At 73.7% G+C, this 9200-nt stretch carries 13 protein-coding genes; 5 read left to right on the forward strand and 8 right to left on the reverse strand.

Annotated elements, in window-relative coordinates; translation table 11 throughout:
- Positions 1-194 (forward strand): hypothetical protein (locus tag GB864_RS17195; protein ID WP_160426917.1); only part of this gene is annotated, 194 nt, incomplete at its 5' end.
- Positions 195-198: 4 nt separating this feature from the next.
- On the opposite strand, the gene GB864_RS17200 is transcribed toward GB864_RS17195, so the two are convergent.
- The 7 genes from GB864_RS17200 to GB864_RS17230 all read right to left on the reverse strand — a co-directional run bounded on the left by GB864_RS17200 (position 199) and on the right by GB864_RS17230 (position 4618).
- Positions 199-846: a methyltransferase domain-containing protein gene (locus GB864_RS17200; RefSeq protein ID WP_202107350.1), complete on the reverse strand. Its 648-nt coding sequence runs from the start codon at positions 844-846 to the stop codon at positions 199-201.
- On the reverse strand, positions 843-1832 hold the full coding sequence (locus tag GB864_RS17205) for an aldo/keto reductase (protein ID WP_160426919.1): 990 nt from the start codon (positions 1830-1832) through the stop codon (positions 843-845). The genes GB864_RS17200 and GB864_RS17205 overlap by 4 nt, the downstream gene beginning before the upstream one ends.
- Positions 1833-1886: 54 nt before the next feature.
- A complete protein-coding gene (locus GB864_RS17210; RefSeq protein ID WP_160426920.1) occupies positions 1887-2744 on the reverse strand; it encodes a PhzF family phenazine biosynthesis protein in 858 nt (285 codons plus the stop codon).
- Positions 2745-2797: 53 nt separating this feature from the next.
- Positions 2798-3247 (reverse strand): VOC family protein, encoded by a 450-nt coding sequence (locus tag GB864_RS17215; protein WP_336604065.1) that lies wholly within the window; start codon positions 3245-3247, stop codon positions 2798-2800.
- Between the two features lie 3 nt (positions 3248-3250).
- On the reverse strand, positions 3251-3751 hold the full coding sequence (locus tag GB864_RS17220; protein ID WP_160426921.1) for an SRPBCC family protein: 501 nt from the start codon (positions 3749-3751) through the stop codon (positions 3251-3253).
- Entirely contained in the window at positions 3748-4107 is a 360-nt protein-coding gene (locus tag GB864_RS17225) for an ArsR/SmtB family transcription factor (protein ID WP_336604066.1), read from the reverse strand. The genes GB864_RS17220 and GB864_RS17225 overlap by 4 nt, the downstream gene beginning before the upstream one ends.
- Positions 4108-4291: 184 nt before the next feature.
- Positions 4292-4618, reverse strand: coding sequence for a TFIIB-type zinc ribbon-containing protein (locus tag GB864_RS17230; protein WP_160426923.1), 327 nt, complete (start codon positions 4616-4618; stop codon positions 4292-4294).
- 283 nt (positions 4619-4901) lie between these two features.
- On the opposite strand from GB864_RS17230, the gene GB864_RS17235 reads away from it, so the two are divergent.
- Genes GB864_RS17235 through GB864_RS17250 form a run of 4 tightly spaced genes read left to right on the forward strand, consistent with a single transcriptional unit; the run spans position 4902 to position 7989 of the window.
- Positions 4902-5465, forward strand: coding sequence for a VanZ family protein (locus tag GB864_RS17235; RefSeq protein ID WP_160426924.1), 564 nt, complete (start codon positions 4902-4904; stop codon positions 5463-5465).
- Between the two features lie 7 nt (positions 5466-5472).
- Positions 5473-6144: an alpha/beta family hydrolase gene (locus tag GB864_RS17240; protein ID WP_160426925.1), complete on the forward strand. Its 672-nt coding sequence runs from the start codon at positions 5473-5475 to the stop codon at positions 6142-6144.
- The gene (locus GB864_RS17245; protein WP_160426926.1) at positions 6141-6434 is read left to right on the forward strand and encodes a DUF1905 domain-containing protein; all 294 of its coding nucleotides are present in this window, start codon (positions 6141-6143) and stop codon (positions 6432-6434) included. The genes GB864_RS17240 and GB864_RS17245 overlap by 4 nt, the downstream gene beginning before the upstream one ends.
- A gap of 1 nt (position 6435) precedes the next feature.
- Complete coding sequence (locus GB864_RS17250) at positions 6436-7989, forward strand: molybdopterin-dependent oxidoreductase (protein WP_160426927.1); 1554 nt, start codon at positions 6436-6438, stop codon at positions 7987-7989.
- 7 nt (positions 7990-7996) lie between these two features.
- On the opposite strand, the gene GB864_RS17255 is transcribed toward GB864_RS17250, so the two are convergent.
- Positions 7997-9200: M23 family metallopeptidase (locus GB864_RS17255; RefSeq protein WP_160426928.1), on the reverse strand; the 1204-nt coding region annotated here is incomplete at its 5' end.

Here is a 9200-nt window from a genome sequence, read left to right on the forward strand (position 1 = left end):
CGCTGACCCCGGCCCCGGCGCCCGCGGCAGCCGTCAGCGCGCCCGACGAGCCGGTGCCGACCGCGACCGACGCGATCCCCGTGCTGACCGACACGCTCTCGATCGTCACGACGGGCACGACGCAGCTGTCCGACGGCGCGGCAGACCACGACGACGACGACGAGTCGGACCCGCCACGGCGCGACGCGCGCTGACGGCTCAGCGCCGCCGGGCGAAGAGCGTCGCGTCCTCGACGTCCATGGGGACGCCGTCGTGGACGGCCGTGCGGCCGCGCTCCTCGGCGACGAGTATGTCGAAGCCGTCCGGGAGTGCGGGCACGAGGTCGGCGGCCAGGAACATGGCGCGCAGCTGCGCGGTCGAGCGCTCGGCGAAGTGCCCGGTCGGCGCGTGGCCGACGACGAGCAGGTGCCCGCCGGGCGCGACGGCCGCGGCGAGGCGGCCCACCACGTCGGCCATGCCGCCGTCGCCCGGGTGCAGGAAGTGCGTCGTCACGAGGTCCCACGTGCGGCCGGCCGCATCGAAGTCGCGCGCGTCGACCTGCATCCAGTCGGTCCGGTCGGCGACCCCGGCGTCGGCGGCGTGCCGGGCGGCGCGCGCGAGCCCGTTCGCCGAGAAGTCGGCGCCCGTGGTGCGCCAACCGTGCTGGGCGAGCCAGACGACGTCGCCGCCTTCGCCGCAGCCGACGTCGAGGGCGGTGCCGGCCTGAAGCGGGGCGATCAGGTCGACGAGCTGGGGGTTCGCCCGGCCGCTCCAGGTGCGGCCGTCGCCGGCGTAGCGCACCTCCCAGTCATCCGGTTCGAACCAGTTCGGCTCGGCCTCGCCGTGCTCGTGCTCGTGCGCGCTCACCACTTCGAGCCCACCGCCGCCCGGAACTCGCGGTCGTAGAGTTCGCCGACCTCGAAGTCGAACGCCCCCGGCAGCACGAGCGACCCGGCCTCCGCGTTCGCACGCGCCTGGTCGGGGTTGCGGGCGCCGGGGATGACGGTCGAGACGGCCGGATGCCGCGCGATCCATGCGAGCGCGACCTGCGCGGTCGAGGCGTCCGGCGCCGCGGCCGCAGCGAGCTTCGAGAACTCCTGCGCGGCCCGCACCCCCGTCGGGTAGTCGACGCCCGAGAACGTCTCGCCGACGTCGAAGGACTCGCCGTGCCGGTTGTAGGTGCGGTGGTCGTCCGGCGCGAACTGCGTGTCGAGCGTGTAGCGCCCGGAGAGCAGCCCGCTCGCGAGCGGGACCCGCGCGATGATGCCGACGCCCGCGGCGGCCGCTGCGGGCAGCACCTCGTCGAGCGGCTTCAACCGGAACGCGTTGAGGATGAGCTGCACGCTCGCGACGTTCGGGCGGGCGATCGCCGTGAGCGCCTCGGCGGTCGTCTCGACCGAGACGCCGTAGTTCGCGATGACGCCCTCCTCGACGAGCGCGTCGAGGGAGTCGAACACCGCGTCGGTCGAGTAGACCGGCGTCGGCGGGCAGTGCAGCTGCACGAGGTCGATCGTGTCGACGCCGAGGTTGCGGCGCGAGCGGTCGAGCCACGCGCGGAAGTTCGCCTCGACGTAGTTCGAGGGGATCTGGTCGACGCGTCGGCCCATCTTCGTCGCGACGGTCACGTCGGCGTCCGGGTTCTCGCGGAGCCACCGCCCGATGAGCGACTCGCTGCGGCCGTCGCCGTAGACGTCGGCGGTGTCGAAGAACGTGACCTCGGCCTCGGCGGCGGCGTCGAGCACGGCGAGCGCGTCGGCCTCGTCGACGTCGCCCCAGTCGGCGCCGAGCTGCCAGGTGCCGAGGCCGATGACGGAGACCTGCCGGCCCGTCCGTCCGAGGATGCGCGTCTGCATGTGGGCTCCCGCCGTCGGATGCTGCACGACGGGAGGAGTCCCGCCGAATCGAGCCTAGGCGTCGATCGGGACGGCGTGCCCGGAGACGACGATGCCGCCGGTCGCCGGGACGTCGACGACGAGCAGCCCCGGCCGTCCGACGTGCGCGCCCTGCTCGATCAGGATGCGCGCGGGCGGGCGCACCGCGCCGAGCGCTCGGAGGTAGCCGCCGACCGCGGCCGCGGCCGAGCCGGTCGCGGGGTCCTCGGTGATGCGACCGACGGGGAACAGGTTGCGGGCCGCGAAGCGGTCGGCGCCGAGCCGGTGCAGCACCGTGATCGTCGCGGGCCAGCCGCGGTCGTCCATGAGCGCGCGCACCGCGTCGGGGTCGAAGTCGAAGCCGTCGAAGCGCTCGGGATCCGCGACCGCGAGCACGGGGTGCGGATTGCCGGCGTTCGAGAGCCTCGGCGGGAGGGCGGGGTCGAGGTCGGCCTCGTCGAGCCCCAGCAGCCCGAGGATCGCGGCGAGGTCGGCATCCGCCAGTTCGGCGACCGACGGCTCGACGCTCGTGAAGGCGGCGTGCACGCCGTCGGCGTCGCGGCCGGTCGACAGGCGGATCGGACCGACGGGGGTCGCGAACCTGATGCCGCCCGCCGCATCGGTCCGGCCGCGTTCGGCGAGCGCGACGGCGGTCGCCACGGTCGCGTGCCCGCAGAACGGCACCTCGGCGATCGGCGAGAAGTACTTGATCGCGACGGCGCCGTCGGGGCCCACCCCCGTGACGAAGGCGGTCTCCGCGTAGTCGACTTCGGCCGCGATCGCCTGCATGGCCGCGTCGTCGAGCCCCGAGGCGTCGAGGACGACGCCGGCCGGGTTGCCGCCGTCGGGGTCGGTCGAGAACGCGGTGTACCGGAGGACTTCGGCGGGAGGCATCCTCACATGCTAGGTCGGGGCCCGCGCCGGACGGCGGGCCCCGACCGGGCCGATCAGGAAGCGGTGGCCTCCTGCTCCTCGCCGAAGCGCCCGCGCGCCTCGACGGGGATGAGCGGCCGCTCCGCCCGGGCCCGGATCTCCTGCACGGCCCACGAGTTGCCGTCGGGGTCGGTGAAGCCGAAGAAGGTGCCGCCGTCGCGCGGGTCGATGACCTGGATCTCGCTCGCGTCGACGCCGCGCTCCACGAGCTCGGCCCGGGCGGCCCGGGCGTCGGCGACGACGAGCTGCACTCCCTTGAGGCTGCCGGGCTCCATCTCGGTCTGCGCCGGCAGCGTGCCGAGCACGATCGAGCAGCCGGAGCCGGTCGGCGTCAGCTGCGCGAAGCGCTGGTCGCCGGCGTGCGTGTCGTGGTCGAGGCGGAAGCCCACCCGATCGCGGTAGAACTCGATCGCCGCGTCGAGATCGCTCACCGGCAGGATGACGACCTCGAGCGTCCAGTCCACGGCTCAGCCCTCCGCGGGCACCGGCGCGTCGAGCGACGCGGCGAGCGCCTCGAGGCGCCGGTAGCCCTCGCCGAGCCCGACCTCCATGCCGCTCGCCACCATGCCGTCGCGCGCTTCGACGCTCGGGTAGGTGGAGTGGGTGCGGATGCGGGTGCGCCCGCCCGGCAGCGACTCGAAGGTCATCGACTCGATGGCGACGACGTCGGGGACGCCGTCGAACTCGAACGTCTGGACCGCGAACTCGCCTTCGCGGACCGTGTGGAACGTGCCGCGGAAGCCCCAGGCGTTGCCCTCGGGGTCGCGGTGCACGTAGCGGTAGGAGCCCTGGGAGACGAACTCCCAGTGGTCGATCTCCATCTCGTACCCGTCCGGCCCGAGCCACTGGCGCACGAGGTCGGGCACGGCGTGGGCGCGGAAGACCGCCTCGAGCGGGGCGTCGAACTCGCGCTCGATCTCGATGAAGGGCAGCCCCTCGGGGGCGGTGACGTGCAGTTCGTTGCTCATGATCCTGTCTCCGTTTCCGGCGTCCGTTCGGGCGCCGCTCGCAGCAGTGCGTCGAGGTTCCGGTAGCGCTGCTCGTGGATCAGTCGGAAGCGGTCGATCCACGCGGTCAGTTCTTCGAGCCGGCCGGGCTCCAGGTGCACGGGACGCCGTTGGGCGTCTCGCGTGCGGCTGACGAGTCCGGCCTCCTCGAGCACCTTGATGTGGCGGGAGACCGCCTGCACGGTGATCGAGGTGGGTTCGGCGAGTTCGTTGACGGTCGCCGGACCTCGGCTCAGGCGGGCGATGATGCCGCGGCGCACCGGGTCGGCGAGGGCCAGGAAGGCCCGGTCGAGCCGGTGTTCCGCATCGTCGTCCACGTGTGATCCCTTATTCAACTGATTTGTTGAATACGAAGCTAGAAGCATCCGGCCCGCACGTCAACCGGACCTCGCCCCATCCGTGCCGATCGTCCGCTCCGACGACGGATGCCCCGTCCGACGGGGGTCGGGCGGGGCATCCGGTGCGGCCGAAGGGCTCAGCCGATCGGCTCGGTCGATCGGCTCAGTCGAACAGGTCGCTCAGCCAGTTGTCGCGCTTCTTCTTCTTGCCGTGGTAGCCGTCGCCGTACCCGCGCGAGCGGTCGTCGTACTGCGGCTGCCCGTACTGGGGCTGCTGGTACTGCGGCTGGCCGTACTGCGGCTGCGGCTGCGCCGGCTGCTGGGGCGCCTGCGGCGAGGCGGCCGGACGTCCGCCGAGTTCCGCGCGCTCGATGATCTTGTCGAGCTCGCCGCGGTCGAGCCACACGCCGCGGCATTGCGGGCAGTAGTCGATCTCGACGCCGGAGCGCTCGCTCATGACCAGGGTCGTTCCATCGGTGGGGCACTGCATCGGGGTCCTCCATCGGGGCTTCGGGTGCCGAACCGTGCGGTTCTCCGACGGAATCTAGCGGCCGCGGCTGGGGAATCGCCGGTCCCCGCCCCTCCCGCTCCCCACTCCCTATTCCCCGCGCCCCCGCCCTGCGAGTGGACGGAACTGCACGGTTCCACGCGAGTCCGACCCTGCGGTTCCGTCCACTCGACCGGCTCGCCCCGATTCGGACGTCCGGGCCCGATCAGGGGACTCGCGGGAGGCACGCACCGGACCGATAGGGAACTGCGGGAGGATCGACGGCATGCAACGGCGTCTCCCCCTCGCCCTCGCAGCCACGGCCTACGCAGTCGCGGTGCTCTGGGCGACCCTCGGCCCGGCGCCGTGGAGCACGGTCGGATACGAGCTGCCGAACGGCATCCTCAACCCCCTCGCGTGGACCATGTCCGCGACGTGGTCGACCGGCTACCTCTCCGAGATCGCCTTCAACGTCGTCATGTTCATCCCGGTCGGCGTGCTCGCCTCCGCACTCCTCCCCCGCCGACGCGCCTGGCTGCCGCTCCTGATCGGCGTCGCGTTCACGACGTGCATCGAGCTCGTCCAGATCCCGCTCACCGACCGGATCTCCGACCCGCGCGACCTCGTCGCCAACACCGTCGGCGCGATCGTCGGCGTCGCCGCCGTCGCCCTCACCCGGCTCGTGCGCAAGTCGCGGCCGCTCCTCGTGCGCGCCGAGGGGATCGCCGACGGGCACCCCGCCCCGACCGCATCGGCCTCGGCGGATGCCGCCGCGGACGCCGCGCACGCTCCGACGGGGCGCGAGCTCGCGTCCGCCGGCTCGGACCGGTCGCCGCGTCGTGCGGCATGATCGCAGGGTGAGCGAAGCCATCCGCATCGAGGTCGGCGAGAGCACCGTCTCCGCCGCCGTCCACCGGCCCGCCGACCCCTGGGCGAGCCTCGTCCTCGCGCACGGCGCCGGCGCCGGCTTCGACCACCCGTTCCTGGTCGGCCTCTCCGACGCGCTCGAGACCGAGGGCGTCGCGAGCCTGCGCTTCAACTTCCCCTACCGCGAGGCGGGCCGGAAGTTCCCCGACCGCGCGCCCGCCGCGATCGCCGCCTGGCGGGCCGTGCACGCCGAGGCCCTGCGGCGCAGCGCCGGGGAGCCCGTGTGGGCGGCGGGCAAATCGTTCGGCGGCCGCATGGCCTCGATGGCCGTCGCCGAGGGGCTGGATGCCCCGGGGCTCGTGTTCCTCGGCTACCCGCTGCACCCGCCGGGCAAGCCCGAGCAGCGTCGCGACGCGCATCTCTTCGGCCTGAGCGTGCCGATGCTCTTCCTGCAGGGCACCAAGGATCCGTTCGCCTCCCCAGCGGAACTCGCCGAGCTCGCCCCCGCCATCGGCCCGAACGCGGTCGTCGAACTCGTCGAGGGCGGCAACCACTCGTTCGAGGTCGCCGGTCGCAAGCGGCCCGCCGACGTCATCGGCGCCGAGCTCGCGCCGCTGATCGCCGCCTTCCTCCGCGCCCGGGTCCCGGCGAGCCGGCCATGACCCGCGCCTTCGCGTTCGAGGCCGACCTCTACGAGTGGTCGGCGCGACGGGGCTGGTACATGGTCGACCTGCCCGAGGACGTCTCGGATGCGATCACCGCGATCCCGCTGCCGCCGAAGGGCTTCGGCTCGGTCAAGGTGCGCGCGAGCGTCGGCGGCACGACCTGGGACACGTCGATCTTCCCGGGCTCCGATCGGTACATCCTCGTCATCGGCAAGGCGGTGCGCACCGCCGAAGGCATCGAACCGGGCGATCGCGTCAGCGCGAGCGTCGAGATCGTCGGGACCTGAGATGACCGCCGCTCGCACCGGATCCCGCGGCCGCGGCGCCGCGGCGCTCTCCGGCGTCGCCGCGACGGTCTTCGGCGTCGGCGTCGCGGAGCTCGCGGCGGGCCTCTTCGGCTGGGCGAGCCCCGTGCTCGCCGTCGGCGCCCTCGGCATCGACCTCGCTCCGCCGTGGGCGAAGAACACCGCGATCGCCTGGTTCGGCACGGGCGACAAACCGGCGCTCGTCATCGGCGTGGCGCTCGTGCTCCTCGGCATCGGCGCGCTCGCCGGCCTGCTCGAGGTGCGGCGCCCGCCGCTCGGATCGCTGATCTTCGCCGCCGAGGGCGTGCTGGCGCTCGCCGCCGCACTCACCCGGGCGGGCGCCTCGCCGTTCGACGCGATCCCGCCGATCCTCGCCGTCGGGGGCTCGCTGCTCGCCCTCCGGATGCTCCTCGCGCGACGCCCCTCCGCCGAGCACGATCCCCTCGCGGCATCCGTCGACCCCGGCGCGAGCCGGCGCACCTTCCTCGCCTTCTCGCTCGGCGCGATCGCGATCGGCGCGGTCGGCGCCGCGGTCGGCGGCATGCGCCAGCAGGCGACGCGCGCCGTGCAGGCCGCCCGGGAGGCGCTGCGGCTGCCGACGGCGACCGCTCCGGCGCCGAGCATCCCGACCGGCGCCGACCTCGGCATCGACGGGCTCGCCCCGTACGTCACGCCCAACGCCGACTTCTACCGGATCGACACGGCGCTCGTCGTGCCCGACGTCGACCCGGGCGACTGGCGGCTCGAGGTCGACGGCCTCGTCGACGAACCCTTCTCGCTCGACTGGGACGAGCTCACGGCCCTCCCGTTCGCCGAACAGGTCACGACGATCGCGTGCGTCTCGAACGAGGTCGGCGGCGACCTCATCGGCAACGCGGTCTGGCTCGGCGTGCCCGTGCGGTTGCTGCTCGAGCGGGCCGGGGTCCAGGGCGACGCCGACATGGTGCTCTCGCAGAGCATCGACGGGTTCACCGCGTCGACGCCGCTGTCGGCGCTCACCGACCCGGAGCGCGCCGCGATCCTCGCCGTCGGCATGAACGGCGAGCCGCTGCCGGCGGAGCACGGCTTCCCGGTGCGCATGATCGTGCCGGGCCTCTACGGCTACGTCTCCGCGACGAAGTGGCTGACCCGCCTGCACGTGACCCGGTTCGCGGACGCGACGGCGTACTGGACCGACCGCGGCTGGAGCGCCGAAGGCCCCGTCAAGCTGTCTTCGCGCATCGACGTGCCGCGCAGCGGGGCATCCGTCGACGCCGGCGAGGTCGTCGTGGCGGGCGTCGCTTGGCATCCGCACACCGGCATCTCCGGCGTCGAGGTGCGCGTCGACGGCGGCGCCTGGCAGGCCGCCGAGCTGGCCGACGTCGTCTCCGAGGACACGTGGCGGCAGTGGCGCTGGCGCTGGAGCGCCGACTCCGGCGACCACGAGCTCGAGGTGCGGGCGACGGGCGCGGACGGCGAGCGGCAGAGCGCCCAGTCGCTCCCGCCGGCACCGGACGGCGCGACGGGGCTGCACCGCATCCGCGTCGACGTGCGGTGAGACCCGGTCAGTTCGTGTTGGCGTAGAGCCAGGCGAGCGGGTCGGTGTAGGTGCCGTCCATGCCGCCGAGACGGATCTCGAAGTGGAGGTGCGGACCGGTCGACTGCCCCGTGTTGCCCGTGAGACCGACGGTGTCGCCGACGTGCACGGTGTCGCCGACGTTGAAGCGCATCGAGTTGTACTGCATGTGGGCGTACACGCTCGCGACGGTCTTGCCCTCGATCTGGTGCTCGATGATCATGTGCACGCCGAGGGAGCCTTCCGACTCCTCGGTGTAGACGACGACGCCGTCGGCGATCGCCTGGATCTCGGCGCCGTAGCCGGGCACGAAGTCGACGCCGTGGTGGTTCGACGTGCAGCCCGCGCAGGAGCGGTAGCCGTACTTCGACGTGATGCCGACACCGACCTTGAACGGCCACTGGATCGTGCCGTTCGGGTTGTTCGTGAACGTCGCGGCGGGGCGGATGCCGGCGGCGCGCGCGTACTCGAGCAGCGTCATGGAGGTGTACTCCTCTTTGCCGACGCCGTCGATCTGGCCGGAGGCGATCTGGACCGTCTGGTCGAGGTCGACGTCCTGCGTCGTGTTGACCGCGGCGGCCGCCTGCATCTCGGCGATGTCGTCGCGGGAGAGCAGGGAGTTGGCCGGCACGGAGCTCGAAAGCACGAGGCCGACCGAGAAGACGGCGGCGCCGATGCCCATGCCGACCCGCACGAGAGCCCGCCGGACGCGGACGCCGCGGGGAGGACGGGCGGCAGCGGCGCTCGGGATGCGCGCGGGTGCGGCGGCAGGGCGCGGCAGGTGCGCGTCGGCGGCCGTGCGACGCGCCGCCGCAGGATGCTCGGCACGCGACGGCCCGGCGACGGCGAGGGCGTCGAACTCGACCTCGGAGTTCGTCACACCGAACAGCGAGTCGATCCCGTCGAAGTCGGCGTCGTGCCCGGTGCCGAGCGGGGCGGTTCGAGCGCTGTGCGGCGCGGGCACGACGGCGGGCGCGGTCGAGGCGGGGACCGCGGGCACGGGCGCGGTGATCGGGATCGGCGCGGTGATCGCGCGGGCGCTGACGGGGCGGGGAACGCTCGGGCGTGCGACGTCATGGCGCGCCGAGGCGGCGGCAGCGGGCGGGGTCGGCGTGCTCGGACGGGCCGGTGCGGCGTCGAGCTCGGGCCGCGAGGGGCGGGCCGCAGGGCGTGCCGCCTGCTGCAGGGCCCGG

Origin of the sequence: Agromyces seonyuensis (assembly GCF_009789225.1) — a bacterium.
GTDB classification, from domain to species: Bacteria; Actinomycetota; Actinomycetes; order Actinomycetales; family Microbacteriaceae; genus Agromyces; species Agromyces seonyuensis.